At 46.6% G+C, this 16,963-nt stretch carries 15 protein-coding genes and 1 tRNA gene; 6 read left to right on the top strand and 10 right to left on the bottom strand.

The genetic code is table 25. From position 1 onward, the window contains the following. Positions 1-2: 2 nt before the first annotated feature. Positions 3-2,063: a translation initiation factor IF-2 gene (infB, locus tag WC777_06130; protein MFA6024742.1), complete on the bottom strand. Its 2,061-nt coding sequence runs from the start codon at positions 2,061-2,063 to the stop codon at positions 3-5. Between the two features lie 99 nt (positions 2,064-2,162). Beyond that, entirely contained in the window at positions 2,163-3,278 is a 1,116-nt protein-coding gene (locus WC777_06125) for a DNA recombination protein RmuC (GenBank protein MFA6024741.1), read from the bottom strand. Positions 3,279-3,519: 241 nt separating this feature from the next. Between WC777_06125 and WC777_06120 the strand changes: the two genes are divergently transcribed. Next, entirely contained in the window at positions 3,520-3,960 is a 441-nt protein-coding gene (locus tag WC777_06120; protein ID MFA6024740.1) for a hypothetical protein, read from the top strand. A gap of 74 nt (positions 3,961-4,034) precedes the next feature. Here the strand turns inward: WC777_06120 and WC777_06115 are convergent, their stop codons facing one another. From WC777_06115 to ruvB, 6 genes are all read right to left on the bottom strand, one after another. Continuing rightward, on the bottom strand, positions 4,035-4,907 hold the full coding sequence (locus WC777_06115; GenBank protein MFA6024739.1) for an EamA family transporter: 873 nt from the start codon (positions 4,905-4,907) through the stop codon (positions 4,035-4,037). A gap of 38 nt (positions 4,908-4,945) precedes the next feature. Next, positions 4,946-5,317, bottom strand: a complete 372-nt coding sequence (locus tag WC777_06110; protein MFA6024738.1) for a hypothetical protein — start codon at positions 5,315-5,317, stop codon at positions 4,946-4,948. Between the two features lie 14 nt (positions 5,318-5,331). Next, entirely contained in the window at positions 5,332-6,543 is a 1,212-nt protein-coding gene (locus tag WC777_06105; GenBank protein MFA6024737.1) for a S1 RNA-binding domain-containing protein, read from the bottom strand. A gap of 55 nt (positions 6,544-6,598) precedes the next feature. Next, a complete protein-coding gene (locus tag WC777_06100) occupies positions 6,599-9,283 on the bottom strand; it encodes an ATP-dependent Clp protease ATP-binding subunit (GenBank protein ID MFA6024736.1) in 2,685 nt (894 codons plus the stop codon). A gap of 90 nt (positions 9,284-9,373) precedes the next feature. Then, the gene (locus WC777_06095; protein MFA6024735.1) at positions 9,374-10,240 is read right to left on the bottom strand and encodes a hypothetical protein; all 867 of its coding nucleotides are present in this window, start codon (positions 10,238-10,240) and stop codon (positions 9,374-9,376) included. After that, positions 10,186-11,661: a Holliday junction branch migration DNA helicase RuvB gene (gene ruvB / locus WC777_06090; GenBank protein ID MFA6024734.1), complete on the bottom strand. Its 1,476-nt coding sequence runs from the start codon at positions 11,659-11,661 to the stop codon at positions 10,186-10,188. Before ruvB ends, WC777_06095 begins: the two co-directional genes overlap by 55 nt. A 50-nt stretch (positions 11,662-11,711) precedes the next feature. Between ruvB and WC777_06085 the strand changes: the two genes are divergently transcribed. The 3 genes from WC777_06085 (at position 11,712) to WC777_06075 (ending at position 13,583) form a co-directional block, all read left to right on the top strand. Continuing rightward, entirely contained in the window at positions 11,712-12,443 is a 732-nt protein-coding gene (locus WC777_06085) for a type II CAAX endopeptidase family protein (protein ID MFA6024733.1), read from the top strand. A gap of 3 nt (positions 12,444-12,446) precedes the next feature. After that, a tRNA-Arg gene (locus WC777_06080) sits at positions 12,447-12,522 on the top strand. Between the two features lie 92 nt (positions 12,523-12,614). Beyond that, complete coding sequence (locus WC777_06075; GenBank protein MFA6024732.1) at positions 12,615-13,583, top strand: tyrosine-type recombinase/integrase; 969 nt, start codon at positions 12,615-12,617, stop codon at positions 13,581-13,583. On the opposite strand, the gene WC777_06070 is transcribed toward WC777_06075, so the two are convergent. Beyond that, positions 13,483-14,457 (bottom strand): hypothetical protein, encoded by a 975-nt coding sequence (locus WC777_06070; protein MFA6024731.1) that lies wholly within the window; start codon positions 14,455-14,457, stop codon positions 13,483-13,485. The two genes, WC777_06075 and WC777_06070, sit on opposite strands and share 101 nt — an antisense overlap. Positions 14,458-14,694: 237 nt before the next feature. Then, positions 14,695-15,387: a hypothetical protein gene (locus WC777_06065; protein MFA6024730.1), complete on the bottom strand. Its 693-nt coding sequence runs from the start codon at positions 15,385-15,387 to the stop codon at positions 14,695-14,697. A 176-nt stretch (positions 15,388-15,563) separates the two neighbouring features. Here WC777_06065 and WC777_06060 point away from each other — a divergent pair, with 176 nt between their 5' ends. Further along, the gene (locus WC777_06060; protein ID MFA6024729.1) at positions 15,564-16,088 is read left to right on the top strand and encodes a hypothetical protein; all 525 of its coding nucleotides are present in this window, start codon (positions 15,564-15,566) and stop codon (positions 16,086-16,088) included. Further along, a complete protein-coding gene (locus WC777_06055; GenBank protein ID MFA6024728.1) occupies positions 16,055-16,795 on the top strand; it encodes a hypothetical protein in 741 nt (246 codons plus the stop codon). The genes WC777_06060 and WC777_06055 overlap by 34 nt, the downstream gene beginning before the upstream one ends. Positions 16,796-16,963 lie beyond the last annotated feature (168 nt).

Here is a 16,963-nt window from a genome sequence, read left to right as displayed (position 1 = left end):
TATTATAAAGTCTTCATTTTCTTTTCTTCCTTCCACGCTTCGAGAACATCATGCTCTTCGAGATCAACTTTCCCTTGGTAACGCACTCCACACTCATTGCCCTTATCCAATTCTACCATGTCTTCATTCACCAACTTGAGACCGATGACTTTCCCATCCCCAATTTGTTTGCCATCTCGTAAAACACGGACATTGCATTTGCTTTTGATGACCCCCTCGGTGATTTTTCCTCCCACCACAAACTCATTTTTACCCGTGAAGAAGATTTTCATGACTTTGAATTTTCCAAGTTCCACCAAGAGAACTTCAGGTTGAAGCATACCGGAAAGAATCTTGCGGAGATCTTCGATCAACTCATAGATGATCTTATAAGTCACCACTTCCACACCCATCCGTTCGGCAAGTCGTCTCACTTGGGCTCCGGCCTCCGTGTGGAAGCCAATCACCAAACTACCCGGACTCGCGGCGGCCATGAGCACATCCGATTCTGTTATAGACCCCACCCCACTGTGAATCACCTTAATCGCCACATCGTCATTCTTCACTTTTGCCAAAGATTGTTTGATGGCTTCCAGAGATCCTTGGGTGTCCGCCTTCATCACCACTTTGAGCAGTTTAAGGGAACCTTCTTTGATCCGTTGCAAAATTTCTTGCATCCCCATTCCGGTTTTGATCAGTTCTTCTCTGGCCATGTCGTGGACTTGCATAGCGCGTTGCCGTGCCAATTTTTCATCCTTCACCGCCTGCAAAATCTGTCCGCTTTCCACGGGATCGTGCAAACCGGCAATTTGGGCGGTATCCGAAGGCCCAAGGACTTTTAGCGTTTTCCCGGTGTGGTCGGTCATTTTTTTGATGCGACCAAAAGTTTCTCCCACAATAAAGTTGTCTCCCACGGTCAAGGTTCCGGTATTCACCAAAATGGTGGCCACAGGGCCCATGCTGAGGTCCAGATGCGATTCCACCACAGTCGCCACAGCGGGCCGATTGGGGTTGGCCTTGAGTTCCAGCATTTCCGAAACAAGCAAAACACTTTCGAGCAAAAGATCTATTCCTTGTTTATTCTTGGCCGAAATGGGCACCATAATCGTTTGTCCGCCCCACTCTTCCGATTGAAGACCGTATTCCACCAATTCCGCCTTGATTTTATTGAGGTTGGCATCTGGTTTATCGATTTTGTTGATCGCCACAATCACAGGAACATTGGCCTCTTTGGCGTGGTTGATGGCTTCAATGGTTTGAGGCATCACCCCATCATCCGCCGCCACCACCAAAATAGCGATGTCAGTCGCCCTTGCCCCTCTTGCTCTCATCGCCGTGAAGGCTTCATGCCCCGGAGTGTCGAGAAAAGTGATTTTCTGCCCTTTGAGTTCAACCTGATAAGCTCCAATATGTTGAGTGATTCCACCCGCCTCGGAATCCACCACTTTTGCGTTTCGAATCGCATCGAGCAGTGTTGTTTTCCCGTGATCCACATGTCCCATCACGCACACCACGGGGGGGCGTTTTTCAAGGTCTGCCTTCTCATCTTCTCCGAGCAGTTTCTCCAAATCTCCCTTAAAAATATCTTCCGCTCGTGCATCTTGCCGGTGCTTTTTAAGCTGTACGCCCATTCCGTCGGTGATAATCATCGCGGTGTCGTAGTCAATAACCTGATTCAAGCTGGCCAAAATCCCATTTTTCATCAAAGCCCCAATCAAGACCGCCGCACTCAGCCCCGTTTTTTCCGCCAATTCCTTCACCGAAATGAACTCATGAATTTCCACACTGTCTTTTCTCATTTGAACCGGTTCAGATCGTCTCACTTCCGCTTTTTTCACCACTTTTCCGGCTTTTTGCTTCCGTTGGCTTTTCACAATCTCCTTTTCCTGCTCTTCTTCCACAATTTTCTCATAAACCTCCGCCGCACTTTTATCTAGACGGCCGGCCACCTCATCTTTCACCAAATCAGCCACTTCATCCTCAATTTCTTCATTGTCCTCAAAGCCAAGCTCCAAAAGCAGCTTTCGCATTTCGCTTTCCGTGAGTCCCAGTGTAGACGCTAAATCGGTGAGTGCTGTGGCCATCTAAAGTGCAGGTTACTCGGTGAAACCGAGGGTCTTTTAAAAAAGCCACCCCACTTTAGGTTAAATCAGGTTGAAAGTAAAGAAATACTCAGACAATTATTACTCCAACTCCACAGGTTTATCCTCCAAAACCAGCATTTCAATCTGTCCGCCGGTCTTGCCATCGGTGAGTTTATAAACATCTTTATCAATTTTCTTGAATTCACTTCTCGCCAAATTATAAGTACTGACGGTGGTTCCGATTTGTCGACCAAGTTTTTGAAAGTATTCATTGTAGGCATTCATGTGGCGATGCAGCGGGACCAAGTTATCAAGGATTTCCTGAATTTTTGCCACGCGCTCCTCCCTGTGGATGCCCTGCAGTATTGTTTGTAAATAAGCGGTGAGCGTGCCCGGGGACACAATCGTGACCCTTTTGCTTGCCGCGTATTCAACCAAGTTTTGAGAATTCACATCCAAGGTGCCAACGCTGTGGATCATCAAGTTATAAAAGACACCTTCTGCCGGAATAAACATAAAAGCAAAATCCGTGGTTTGTTCCGATGGCCGTACATATTTAGCCGTTTCATCGATCCGTTTTTTAACATCAGCTTTAAAGGCTTTTTCAAGATCTTCCCGTCGAATTTTATCCGTTTCCTCCATGATGAGATTGTATTTTTCGAGAGAAAATTTGGCATCAATGGGGATGACCAGCTCATTTTGAAAGATGACCGCATCCACAATCTCTCCATTCCGCATTTTGTACTGCATTTGAAATTGATTAGGAGGGAACAAATTGGAAAGAATTTTCTCCAAAAAAATCTCTCCAAGGACGCCTCTCTGCTTAGGATTTTTAAGAATGTTCTCGAGAGTCCTCATCTGTTCGGCAAAGCCAACCACTTGTTTGTTCGTGGACTCCAGGGTGCTCAATTTTTTCGTAACATCCTCAATGAGAAGTGAACTTTGTTTCAACTGTTGCTGCACACTTTGCGTGTTGTCCGTTTGGTGTTTCGTGAGGGAGGCTTGAATTTGATTCAGCTTGGCCGTCATCTCCTCACGATTTTTCCCATGCCCGCTTTCCACATCCCTCCGCAGGTCTCCAATAACCTGAAGCATCATTTTTAAAGGCGCTTCATCTTGGGGAGTTTTAAGCTCCTCAATCTTCTTATTGAAGAAGTAAAGCAGTCCTCCAAAACCCAAAATGGCTAATACAAGCGGAAAAACCCAGTTAGACATATTGACAAGTTAGTTTAAATGTATTATAATTTGATGATTGATCGTTGAATTGTCGGTGTTTGGAAGGAATTTGCCGAGGAGTGGCCATATCAACAATGCCATACGTGGGTTGGTCCCTCCTCTGCAATTTTCTCTCAAGCACCGGTAAGTATAAGCTCACCCAAAATCCAGCACAAGCCCATTTCCTAAAATTCAGGAAAATTTCAGGAATTTGTCAGGAAAAAAGGTTTAGCATGGTCGCATGCATGCTTACCAAACCAAAGCCAGAAAAATCCCAGGAACAGACTTTCGGGAAGTAAGACGAATAGCTTTTGAAATTTTCAAAAAAATAAAGAAGAAGAGTAGGAGAGCTCCTTATGTTAGATCAGCATACTTTAAAAAAGATAAAGTTTTTTTGAATGTATTCTGGCATCACTTATTTGAAAAACAATGGGCAGATAGGATGAGAAGGTTGATGTATTTTGAAGCGGCAATTGAACTTATTATTAATAGTCGTTTTCCTCCCACCACGAAATCTCATGGGGATAAACCCGGAGATCTACTGCATCGTTTTACTGGCACCACAAGAGATGGAGATATTTTTTATGTACAATTAAAGGAAAAGAAGATTTCAGGCAGAAAAGATCTAATCTCAATTTTCCCTGAAAAATGAAAAAGCCCCCCGCTTAGTTGTGGTATATAAACCACGGGCCGCAGAGCTTCTTCATATATAATTTTAATGAATTCAAAATAAAAATCAACAAAAAAGCCCCCCCGCTAAGCCAGTGCAATCAAAAGCACTCCTGCAAAAATCATCAGAGAGGCACCTAAGCGAATTCCAAAATGCTTTTCTTTAAGAAGATGTCCTCCCGCCAGAACCGCTAAAACCACACCGACTTGCCTAAAGCTCATGACATAGCTCACCGCAGATAAGCTCATGGCGAAAAGGGTGAGGGGGTAGTTGAAGGCCGTTAAAAAACCACTCGAAAGAATGTAGGACCTCTCTTTTTTCCAAAAAGTCCTCACGAGCTTCCACTTACCAATCGCCACCATGTAAAAACTAAACAAAAGTGTGGCAAAACCACACTGAACCGCCGCATAGGTCATGGGATTCATGTGACCAATCCCAATCTTATCCACCACCGCATACACGCCGGTCATGAGCAGCGCGAGGAAGGCAAACTGAATATGGATATCTTTAAAGAGGCCGGAGAAAGGTTTGAGGAAAGCGCGAAAAGACAAGGAAGTCAGGTTGATGCAGTACACGCCAAGGCTGGTGAGCAAAATACCCACCACTCCAATGGGGGTGATCTGCTCGTGCAAGAAAAAAGTCCCAAAGAGCAACACCAAGAGAGGAGTGGATCGAATGATAGGGAAGACTTGTGACAAATCCCCATGATCATAAGCACGGGAATAAAAAATCCAGTAGGCACAGTGCACGAAGCCGGCAGCCAGAGGAATGAGCAGAAACCGAGGATCCACACCATCTTTCCAATAAAAATAAGCGCCAAATGGAATGAAGAGGAACAACGATAAAAAGCTGATCCACCATATGAAAACCTGCTTATCCTGCGATTTTTTGGTCTGGAAATCTCTAAAAGTAAGAAGAACGGCAGAGAGGAGGACAAGCAGAATCGCAGCAAGACTCATGCACGCATCCTAGCACATGCCTTTGAGTCTATTCCAGGCTAAGCCACAAGTTCCGCCTCCCGGCAAAGCTGCAGTAGTCTTTGGTAATCTTCTCCAGTCCAATAGGGGCCTTTTAGATTTTTGACATTAGCCTGACTCATCTGCATGCGGCTAACCGCGGCAGGGATGTTACAACTTTCGTATGCGGTAGCGCAGGTACGGATCCAAGTGAGGATCTCTTCCAACCTTTGCGGATCACTTGTTTGCATAGCCTGGAAAGAGGCAACCTGAGACTGGACTTCCTCCTCCGTAGGGCGGCGCCACTTCATCCTTGTTATCCATCTGGCTTCTGTCAACGGATGGCGAGCAAGCTCTTCCCAAGTTTCATTTTCTTGGGGCAAATCAGGGGAAATATCGCGATCTAACGCCATAGTTTAGGGTTACTTTATTCTTCTTTCTTGGCCTTAGCTTTTTTGGGCTTCTTTTCTTCTTCATCCGCTGTTTCTGCACTCGCTTCAGTGGCGGCCTCCTCTTTGGCTTCTTTCTTGGCCTTGGCTTTCTTTTCTATCGGAGATTCACCCTCCGGGAGGAGAGAGAGACCAATGCGTTTTTCTTCTTTGTTGATTTCAATCACGCGAGCGTCCACGGCTTGACCAACCTCAAGGGCCTTAGCGGGATCTTCGGGGTTTCCGGGAATCTCGGAGTTGTGGATGAGTCCGGTGATGTCATCGGAGAGTTGAACAAAAGCACCAAATTGAGCGAGACGGCTGATCTTGGTCTTGATCTGAGTTCCAATCTTGTATTTCTTCTCGATCTCTTCCCAAGGATCTTTGGTGAGTTGTTTCATGGACAGAGAAATTTTATCTCCATCGATACCGATGATCTTAACCTCCACCTTGTCTCCAAGTCGGGCAAAGTCATGAGCGTCGGAGACATGGCCCCAAGCAATCTCGGAGATGTGCACCAAGCCTTCCAGTCCATCAAAGGCCACGAAGATACCAAACTTCACAATTCCACTCACCGTACCGGAAACCGTGTCCCCGGTGTTGAGTCCGGAAAGGGCATCGCTGCGTTCGCGTTCGTATGCGCTGCGTTCAGAAAGAATGAGTTTTCCATTCTCTTTATCCAGGTTAATGATCTTCACGCTGAATTCCACACCAATAAGATCTTGCAGACGGGAAAGAATCTTCGCGCTGTCGGCACCATTCACTCGTGGGTAGTGCAGAGGAGCGAGTTGGGAAACAGGGATGAATCCCTTAATTCCGTCCACATCCAGCAAAAGACCTCCTTTATTCGCCTCTTTTGGACGAACTTTAAGAGTGGTGTTGTTTTCATAAGCTTTAACAAATCGATCCCAAGTCTTATCTTGACTGGCACGGCGCAGAGAAAGCACCACGAGTCCATCCTCATTTTCAGGATCAAGCACACAAGAAGTCACCTCATCGCCAATCTTAAGGTCATCAATAGTGGCAAAAGAATCTTTAATTTCACGGCCGGAAATCATTCCGGTGAGCACTCCACCAAGGTCCACAATGATGCAGTTCTTTTCAATGGAAACAACCGTTCCCGTGACCATTGCCCCGGGTTCGGGAAGAGTAAGCGCAGGGGAGTCCTGCATGAGTTGGTCCATGGGGACCATGATAAGGGCTTGATTCATAAATCAATCGGCATAAGGTTGAGTTAGAAGTATAGAGCCCTACCGTTCAGCAACCTTATGACTTGATACTGAATGAAGTAAAGCCCGGCGATTCTAATCAGTTTTTCTCTACCTGTAAAGCCGATTTTTCCTCAAGCTTCTTTTTAAGTCCCGCTTTTGTTCGTGGGGCTTTCTTCTTGAGTTCAACCGTATCCTCCTTTTTGACGATTTGGATGGTGTCTCCTTCGGCAAATTGCTCGTCGAGAATACCTTGAGATAGGGGGTCTTCGATGAGTTCTTGCACCTTTCGTCGAACAGGCCTTGCGCCGTAGTCGGGATCCGTGCTCAGTGTCGCGAGCAGGTCGAGCGCATCAGGAGTGAGATCGAGCACAATGCCCTTGTCCTTGATTCGATTTTGAAGCTCGCGCACATGGATTTCCACAATGTTTTTGATGCTCTCATGTGTGAGAGGCCTAAACACGATGATATTGTCCACACGATTGAGGAATTCAGGTTTGAAATGACCCTTGAGATCCTTCATCACTTCCTCTTTTTTGTATTCAAAGGAGTGCATGGCGGCATCCAGCTCTGAACTGCTGAGCTTGAATCCAATGGGGGCGGCACTTTCGGTGAGTTTTCGAGCACCGATGTTGGAAGTCATCACAATAATGGCGTTGGTGAAATCCACTTTTCGTCCTTTTCCATCGGTCAAAACTCCATCTTCCAAAATTTGAAGAAGGATGTTGAACACATCGGAGTGAGCTTTTTCAATTTCATCGAAAAGGATCACACTGTACGGTTTGCGGCGCACCTTTTCGGTGAGCTGACCGCCTTCGTCATAACCCACATAACCCGCCGTGGTTCCGGTGAGTCGAGAGGTATTGTGTCGTTCCATGAACTCACTCATGTCGATTTTAATGAGCGCCTCTTCATCATGATAAATTTCTCGAGCCAAAGTTTTAACGAGTTCAGTTTTACCGACTCCGGTAGGCCCAAGGAAAATAAAGGAAGCAATGGGGCGTTTCCCACTGGAAATTCCGGTGCGACTTCGGCGGATGGCCGTGGCCACCTTTTTAAGCGCTTCTTCCTGACCCACCACATGGCGGACAAGAGTATCTTCGAGCCCTTTGAGCTCTTCGATATCTTCTTTCACCAGTTTGGTAACGGGAACACCAGTCATGCGAGAGATCACTCGTGCAATGTCTTCACCATCGATACTGCCACGCATTTCTCGAGGAATTTTAATATGCTTTTCTTCCTCAATTTTTTCCATAAGGACCAATTCTTGCTGCCTCAAATCGGCCGCTTGTTCATAGTTTTGATCCGAAACCGCCTTTTCCTTCTCTTTGGTGATGCGCTTGATTTGCCGTTGGTATTCTTTAAGCACATCACTTTCTTGTTTGCTCACCATCCCCTTGAGGGCGGCGGCCTCATCCATCACATCAATGGCTTTGTCGGGCAGGAATCGGTCGTTGATGTAGCGTTTGGAAAGCTTAACCGCGGCTTCCAAAGCATCGTCATGAATGATCAAATTGTGATGATTCTCAAAGCTCTCTTTAATTCCCTTTAATATCAAGACCGTGTCTTCTTCGGTGGGTTCATCCACCATAACAGATTGGAAACGGCGTTCGAGTGCGGCATCCGCCTCCACATGTTTACGGTATTCATTGGTGGTGGTGGCTCCAATCACTTGAACCTTTCCTCGGGAGAGGGCGGGTTTAAGGATATTGGCGGCGTCCAAACTTCCTTCGGCGCTTCCGGCCCCAATAACAGTGTGCAGTTCGTCGATAAAAAGAATCACATTGGGTTGACTGGCCGCTTCCTCCAAAATGGTTTTGATGCGTTCTTCAAATTCTCCACGGTACTTGGTGCCCGCTACAACCGCAGCCATGGAAAGGCTCAAAATGCGTTTGTCGAGCATGCTGTCGGGCACTTTTTCTTGAACAATCCGTTGAGCGAGTCCTTCCACCACGGCGGTTTTACCCACCCCGGGTTCTCCGATGAGCACCGGATTGTTTTTGGTTTTTCGCAGCAAAATGGCGACGCATCGTTCGATTTCTTTATCTCGCCCAATGACAGGATCCATCTTTTTATCCTGAGCCTCTTGAACCAAGTCTGTGGTGAAATAGTCGAGGGCGGGGGTGCCGGATTTAGCCTCTTTCTTTTTGGCTTCAAATCCAGATTCTTTGGGTTCCTGTCCGGCAAGGACTCCTTGAAGTCCATTGAGGAAGAATTCTAAAGGATTCACCGCCCCGGGCATCACAGGAGTGATGGGGCCGCCGGCAGGAGGGAGGGGATTCTGTTTCATCCGTTCAAAGGTCTGCATGATTTCTTGGCGAATATCCTCCGGAGAAATTTTCATATTTTCCAAAATAACCGTAGCCGCCGTATTCTCTTGAATCACAAGCGCGTACAAGAGGTGTTCGGTGCCCACAAACATATGCGCAAATTCATGAGCGCTTCGAATAGCATCTTCGATCACTTTTTTTGCAAAACCGGAAAGTCCGCCGGGGTTTTTACCTCCTCGTTGAGACACTTGAGTGCGTCCCACCGTTTTGAGCACCAGGTTTACATTCTCCAGAGTTACACCAAAATTTTGCAAAATAGTGGAGCCCAGGGAGCTGCGTTGAGCCAATATTCCAATAAGAATATGCTCGGTGCCCACATAACTGGTCCCGGTTTTTTTGGCAACCTCTTGCGCCACAATCAGCGCTTGCTTGGCTTCTTTGGTAAACTTGTTGAATTGATCTGGGTTCGACATGAAAAGTTTGAGGTTAAGTGTTCATTTCATCATAGCAAATGCCATGCGTTTTTTCATCTAATCCGCTTTGCCTAAAACAGGAAAAGCGGTCTAATATCACCCTTCTTTTGTGGAGGTGATGGAGTCAGCCATGGTCTGAAGTACGCTTTGGTATTCAGCGGGGCCGCTCAGGGTGTAGCTTCGGCCATCCACTTCAACCGTAATGGAAACGGTGTCTCCGCTGCGGGTAACGCCGCCCACAAGTCTCAGATTGAATTCCAACTTCAAAATGAAAGGGCTATTTTCATCTTCAATGGCTTCATCCCCAAAAACATAGCCGGTATTGCTGCCGGAGTAGTACCAATTGCTCGGATAAGACATGGTGAATTCAAAGGGGGCGCTCGTCAGTTCTCGGTAAGAAGGGAAGGACACTTGCTCGCCTTCAGGCTCAGCCACAGGTTCCTCTTCCTTCACAGGCTCTTCCTCCTTTACAGGTTCTTCAGGAGCTTCAACCACGCCTTCACCCTCTCCGTAAGGAGTGAAGCGGAAGCTGCTCACCAGGCTGGAAAAGACATTCCCGTTGGTCAGCCGATCTTCGTCCGAAACAGATTCATGATAATAGCTGAGTTCAAAAAGCTCCTCACCACGGGGAATGAACGAGTAAGTATCCCCATCGCCGGTTTTATAGCGAACACTCAAGAGGCGATCCGGCCCGATGTAAGTGAGTTCATTCTCAATTCCAACCAAGGCAAGGTATTCCCCCGCCACAAAGTCACGAATTTCGGTGACGCGGTCTTCTTGAGCATCTTCAGTCGTTTTTTCAAGAGCGGCCTCCGTTCGTGCGATGACAATACTGTCCAGGACTCGAATTTCAGAAAGTTCAGACCCCTCCGCCTCTTCCTCCACCGCCGGAGCGGGAGCGGTTAAAATGACGGAATTGGGGGTGGTGCTCAAGGTCCAATTGCTGGGATAGCTCATGGAAAAGCCAAAATCAGGATCTTGGTAAGAGACAGAGGTCACTTCTTCGCTGCCCTCATCTTTTTCGGGGGCATCCGTGATCCGTTTGACCTCAAAAAGGGGCTTATCCAAGTTTTCATAAGTGGTGAGCACGCCATAAGCCTCCACTTCAAGTCCAAAGTAATCGTCGCTGTCCAAATCATAGCGATCGGAATAGGCGTACAGAATTTCGCCCCCCTCAGTCTCAAAGATATGAGTGATGATTTCGGCGACTTTGCCACTTCCCAGAGATTTAAACTCTCCGACAGTGGTTTCATAATCTCGAGTGAGCGGTTCATTGAGTTTGGTCGAAGAACACGCCGTGAGCAGCAGTGCGCAGACAAGAAGGATTCGATAGGTTTTCATACAAGGTGGTTAGGTCGGCGAAGGCCAAAGTAAGTATATCCATTTTCGGTCAAAAGTCTACCCCTGGGCGTGCGTTCCAAAAAACCCAATTGCATCAAGAAGGGTTCGTAAATTTCCTCGATGCTTTCCTCCTCTTCACTGGTGGCGGCGGAAAGGGTGGAGAGTCCAACCGGACCGCCCTTGAACTTGTCCGCCAGGGTGAATAAAAGCTTGCGATCGGTGGAGTCGAGCCCAAGGCCATCGATCCCCAGCAATTCAAGGGTTTCTTCCACCATTTTTTTATCGACACGAGAGCTATTTTGAACCGAGGCAAAGTCCCGTACGCGCCTCAGTAAACGGTTGGCCACGCGCGGCGTCCGCCGCGCGCTCTGTGCTAGTTTTTGAGCCGCCTCTTCCTCCACTTCCACGCCCAGGATCCGTGCGCTGCGGTGCAGAATCTTTCCAATATCTTCTTCGTTATAAAAGTCCAGTTTGAGGACATTGCCAAAACGATCCCTGAGAGGGGAGGAGATGGCCGAAAGTTTGGTGGTGGCACCCACCAGGCTGAATTGGGGGAGCCCAATACGCATGCTGCGGGCCGAAGGCCCTTTGCCCACCACAAGATCCAGCGCAAAATCTTCCATGGCACTGTATAAAATTTCTTCTACGGCCGGGCGAAGTCGATGAATTTCATCAATAAAAAGGATGTCGTTTTCTTGCAAATTGGTGAGGAGAGCCGCCAAGTCGCCCGGCCTCTCGATGGCCGGCCCGCTGGTGATCCGAATTTGTACGCCCATTTCCTTTGCTAAAATAAAAGCCAAGGTGGTTTTCCCGAGTCCGGGGCAGCCGTGCAAAAGCACATGCTCCATAGCTTCTTGCCGTTTTCGTGCCGCCGGCAAAAAGACCGCCAAGTTCTTTTTAATTTCATCTTGCCCAATATAATCCTCAAGACTTTGGGGCCTGAGCACATTTTCACTTTGCCGCTCGTCTTGAGTGGACTGCGCTTGCAGAGGCATACTCATCTCCTCCCCATCGTTGATGTTTTTTTCAATAACCATGGCTTCCAATCTAACAAATTTTTTCGTATAATGCGAGCCAAAGCACAACCATGCAAGTACCTTTCACCCTCCGCGACATTTTCAAAGTTTTTAGCCTCAGCCTCCTGCTTTTTTTGGCACTCACCCTTCTGTTTGAGGCGCTTCCGGAGGCCGCCAATGCTCTGGAGGGATTCCATCCCACCCTTTCTTTTCTAGTTCAATACCTCATCCAATTTGTGATTTTATTTTTCCCACTCTGGATTCTTGTGGTGGATAAATACAATGTTTCTTTGGCCGATTTCGGATTCCAAAAGATCAAGCCCTGGCTCCTCATCAAAACCGTGTTGCTCTGTTATGGCTTTTACCTCCTGGTTTCTTTTGTGTTCGCGGCGATCCTTTATTATACGGATCTCAATCTGCCGGGCTACCAAGAGCAAGAATCCTACCTTCCACTCTTTGGTTACGACGCCATCGGACTCATGGTGGCCTTCCTCGTCATCTCCGTGCTCGCCCCGCTTCTAGAGGAACTCTTTTTCCGAGGTTTTCTCTATCGAACTTTTCAAAAAACTTGGCCCATCTGGCTGTCCAGCATCATCACCGCCACTCTCTTTGCCCTCATCCACTTTCAACTCGAAACCTTTCTCCCGCTCTTCTTTTTGGGGCTGATTTTAAACTATGCCACCCAAAAAACCGGTTCCGTTTGGACCTCCGTGGCTTTCCACAGTTTAAATAACACCATTGCGCTCACCGTGGATATTTATCTATACTTCCATCCCGAACTCCTCGAACAAGTCCTCTTCTAAAATGCCCTGGTAGCTCAGTGGATAGAGCAGCAGCCTTCTAAGCTGTTGGTCGCAGGTTCGATTCCTGCCCAGGGTACCATTTCCTTATCTACAAGCCATAATTCAGAGTTTGAGGGTCGAGCCAATGACCTACAGCCAAAGGCTTATATCCCTTGGCTCCAAATTATGAATATGAATATCAACCAACTCCATGCGAGTTTCTGCGAAGAAGCTCGGCTTATTAAAAATTACACACCGGCCACTATAAAATGGTACACCAGCACCTTGGGGGCTTACCTCAAGCACCAACCACGGATCACTGAATTGAATGAGGTCACACCGGACTCCCTGCGTGAATTTCTTTACTATGGCCGTTTGAAGCGGCTATGGACCGCTGACACATTTTTGAACCATTACAAAGGACTGAAGTCATTTCTAAAGTGGTGTACCAAGCGCGGCTACATCAGCACTAACCCGATCGACTCAATTGAAAAACCCAAGCTTGAAAAGAAACTCCCAAAACGGATCAGCAAGCAGGACGCTCTCAAGCTCCTTGAGTACGCTTTCCATCAACCGCGCTTCTACCGTTTCCAGCGTTATCGTGATCGTGCCGTCTTTGCCGTCATGATTTTCGCCGGACTCCGGAGCAAAGAAGTGCTTGGACTAAAGATGAATGATGTGGACTTGGAGAACAGCGTCATCGCCGTGTTCAGTGGAAAAGGAGGCAAGGACCGTATGGTCCCGATTTGTAGCACCCTCAAAGTCATACTAGAAGAGTACAAAAAAGACAGGCTCCGGCTCCACAAACAAGATATCCAATTCTTTTGCCGTTTAAGGGGTGAAGGACCCTTCACGGTGAATGGACTGAAGAAAGTTGTAGAGGTACTGAGAGCACGCTCCAAGGTCGATTTTTCACCTCATAAGCTCCGCCACACCTTCGCCACTATGATGCTCGAAGGGGGCTGCGATATTTTCACCCTTTCAAAGATGCTTGGACATTCCGACATTAAGACCACTACAATCTACCTGTCTGCTTCCGTTAAGCACATGCAGGAGCAGATTATGAAGCATCCTTTGAATTGATCTTTGCAAGGGGCCGGTCTTCATTGAGCTTCTTGAAATCTATTACTTCTTCACCTTCCAAGTACCATCCCTTTCTAAACTTAGCCGTGTCACCCATCGCAATTCCGAAACCTTCATCTGTAAAAAAGAAATTTTGACAATTTACACTTTCAGGGTGCCTTTCGAATACGGATTTGGTGTCATCTGAATGATGAAGTGCGAACCCATAGAGCCTTCCATTTTCTACGAGTAACTCTAAAATGTCGTAATCTGTTGTCTTGAGGTAATGGGGTAAACCAGTGATCTGATGAAGAGAAGCCTCCCACACGGTAAAAAATGCATCATAGAAAGCAAACGCCTTCACCATAACCTCTTCAACATAACTAAGGTCGAGCTCTCTTCCTGGTCCACCCTCCCTAAATCTATACTTCTCCTTTTTCAGGTCAATGCAGTAATCGGAATGGGAGAACGAGTTCCTTAGATCTGAATTAAAGATTTCATTTAATGCATCCGTAAGATTGTTTTCACCTGCGTCACTCGCCATTTTTTTGAGTTGTTTGAACTTGCTGGTTAAACCTGGGGGCTGAAAAAAGATTTCTTTGGATTTTTTCCTTTTTTTCATGAACTCTTCATTCCAAAGCGGCCGCATTTTAAAAGGCTTTCCGGATAAAACCCTTAAGAGGTTAGCAAGTACATTTTGAACTTCCGTCATTTCAATCGAGTGACAGTACATCAAAAGGGAAATTTTAATTTCCTGCTTACGATTCCCATTACCTTGAGCTTCTTCTAAAATTGTAGGGAAATCTCTAAAGCTGTCCTTAGCTTCTTCTAGAGGGTCCCAGTGCCCGATGAACATACCATCAAACCTTAAAATCGTGGCAATGAAATTCAGGACATCTTTCTTGAAGGCAGCTCCAAAAAGTTTTTTAAACAGATCCTCATAATGCGCGTAGACTTCTTCTGGTGTATTCATCAAAATGATTTTACATTTTTTGGCATCAATTAACATCCAAAAGCGTAAGCCTGCGTGGCAGATGGTCGCTGGCTAAAAAGTCCTCAACTTAAGGTGCTGAATCTCTCAGGTGTCATCAGAGAAGAAACCTTAAGGTTACTTAAGGTCGGGGGGAGGGGGGGTCGGGAAAAACATGGGTCCCATATTCAGTATATTTGGTGCTTCGCTAGTTTTGCGTTTTACGAGTGTCTGACATTGCTATCAATAACTGAGAATTAAAATTAAGATTGGCAGGAAGGGTATTTTTTCATGTCGTGGGTTAAGTGTTAATCAAGATTTTAGTGACTCCCAGTATTCCTTTTTCGCAAGTTCTTTCTTTTCTTCTCGCAACTCTCGTCTTCGTTCGTTGCGGTACCAATTCGCTCGTGCTTTCTCTGTTTTTTTCGTTTCATAGTTTATGAATGCGATAAACCCACCACCAATCGTGAGGAGTATGAGCCAATCCATACCTGTCATTCCAGGGTCTGGACCGTAGCACCGGGGGCTTTCCGGATACTCCTCGCAGTCAGGCTCGCCATAAATATCCTCCGCAGTAGGTGCGATTGCTTTAGCATTGCCGACTTCAAAAATGGCCATTATAAGGATCCAAATGACAATGACCACAGTTGCACTAATGGCGGTTTTCCACATGTTATTTTGATGCTCAGTTTCCTCATTTGAAAGGGGCCGTTTCCCGTAGGCAATGTATAAAACCAGCTTCCAGAGGCCATATAGAATTGCACCATTGATTCCTGTTGCCGTTACAGCGTCAATTATGAAGCCACCGCCATTATAGAAGCCCGCCACGGCACTAGCGGCTAAAATCGTCCAAAATAGAACCTGGCACAGTCTGTACCACCAGTAACTCTTGAGCACTTCAGCGGAAGGATATGTTTTCTCCCTTGTTGGCATTGGCTTTTTGGTTAGGAACGCAAAAGAGGGTACCTAGGTCGTTCAAAACCACTTGCCCCAAGAGGTAGCCGATTTGTGGCTAGGTACCCACCTCTGAGCAAATCAGGGTGGGCACCTCGCTGGGGAACTTGAATACGGTTTTGAACGACAGGGTGATTCTACGCTAGAATGGTGTCATGGCAAAGATTTTTTCACACTCACGGCCGGTTCTTACGCGAAGTGGCCTCCGGTTGACTCCACCTCAAGAGGCCTTCGCTCGAGCCTATGCTGCTTTCGGAAAGGATACATTCTGCAACGGCTACTTGAGCCTAATTCGCACTCGTGAGTTCAAGGGGTCCAAAAATAGTGCCTACTCCTACGCCAGCCAACTCAAGTCACACCATGCGGTCCAGGCCCGCATCCAGGAACTTCTAGAAGACGCCGGATTTAGCGACGGCGAAGTGGACCTGGAGCACCTCAAAGTTATAAAACAAGACAAAGATTTATCCAATAAGATGAAAGGGATCATCGAATATAATCGCCTAAAAAATAGACTAGTGCAGGCCAAGACCTCTATTACTGTTCAGATCGTGGACTTTCCAGCTATGCTTAAAGAGTCTGTCAGACACGAAACCTTGGAAGAAGACTGAAGGCCTGATACATTGGCGGTAATGAATATGAACTGCCAATGATTCTCAAAGTTACTCCCAAAGAAGCATTAAAAAAGATAGATTCACTGCTCGTTGAAGCGGTGGAGTTGAGACGGGACTTTAACGAAGAGTATTGGACATCAGACTTTGAACGGGTCAAGGAGCTTCTTAAGGATCCTGAAAAATTTCTAGAGACTGCTGAAGTACGCGCGGGATCCTTACCATCACTCGTTGAACACTTGGATTCTTTCAAGAAAAAAGTTGCCCAGGAATTGATAAAAACCTACGACGAACTAGCAACGCCAGCACTTTTTCTGGCTTTAGACCGTAAGGTTGTCGTAGCAGACATCCCAAAGAACGGAGATGGCCACTATTTTTACGCCGAAAAAAGGTTAGACCTTTGCATCGACTTCCTCGAAGCTAGACACCAAGAACTCATCAAGGAGATAAAATCACCTTTGCAGTACCTTCGAGAAAAAGCAAAGCTCGTTTACTTCGATGCCGTCTGTCAGTTGACGCCCAACTCAAACGAAGACGAGCTCTGCGACATAATGTGCGATTCTAGTATAGGTGAGTGCAAAGAGATGGATGAGATTTATGAGTACATGAAAGGCAAAGAAACTGGAGATTTCCCCTCCGACTGGAAAAAAACAGTCCGAAATTCCATAGAAGGAGTAAATGAAAAAACGAAAGAAAAGTTTGGATTTCCGATTTTTACTATCAAGAAAAACGCAGTTAGCTTGGTGATCCCAGCCGAGCTAATTGCTTCCTATAGATAAAAATGGCTTAAAAAAGCCATACAATCCTCCCTGCTCCGAACAGCAAGCGGGTTTTTATAATTGGCTCAGTCTTTAACTTTATAAAATGAAAGATAATGAATTCCAAACGACATGCCTCAACACCGCAACGGTGCTGGTGACGGCTGGTTTCGCCCTGCTCTCTATTGA

The organism is Candidatus Gracilibacteria bacterium (assembly GCA_041661045.1).
GTDB lineage: Bacteria > Patescibacteriota > Gracilibacteria > UBA1369 > 2-02-FULL-48-14 > 2-02-FULL-48-14.
Note: the sequence above shows the minus strand (reverse complement) of the source record. Positions and strands in the feature narration are given on the sequence as shown.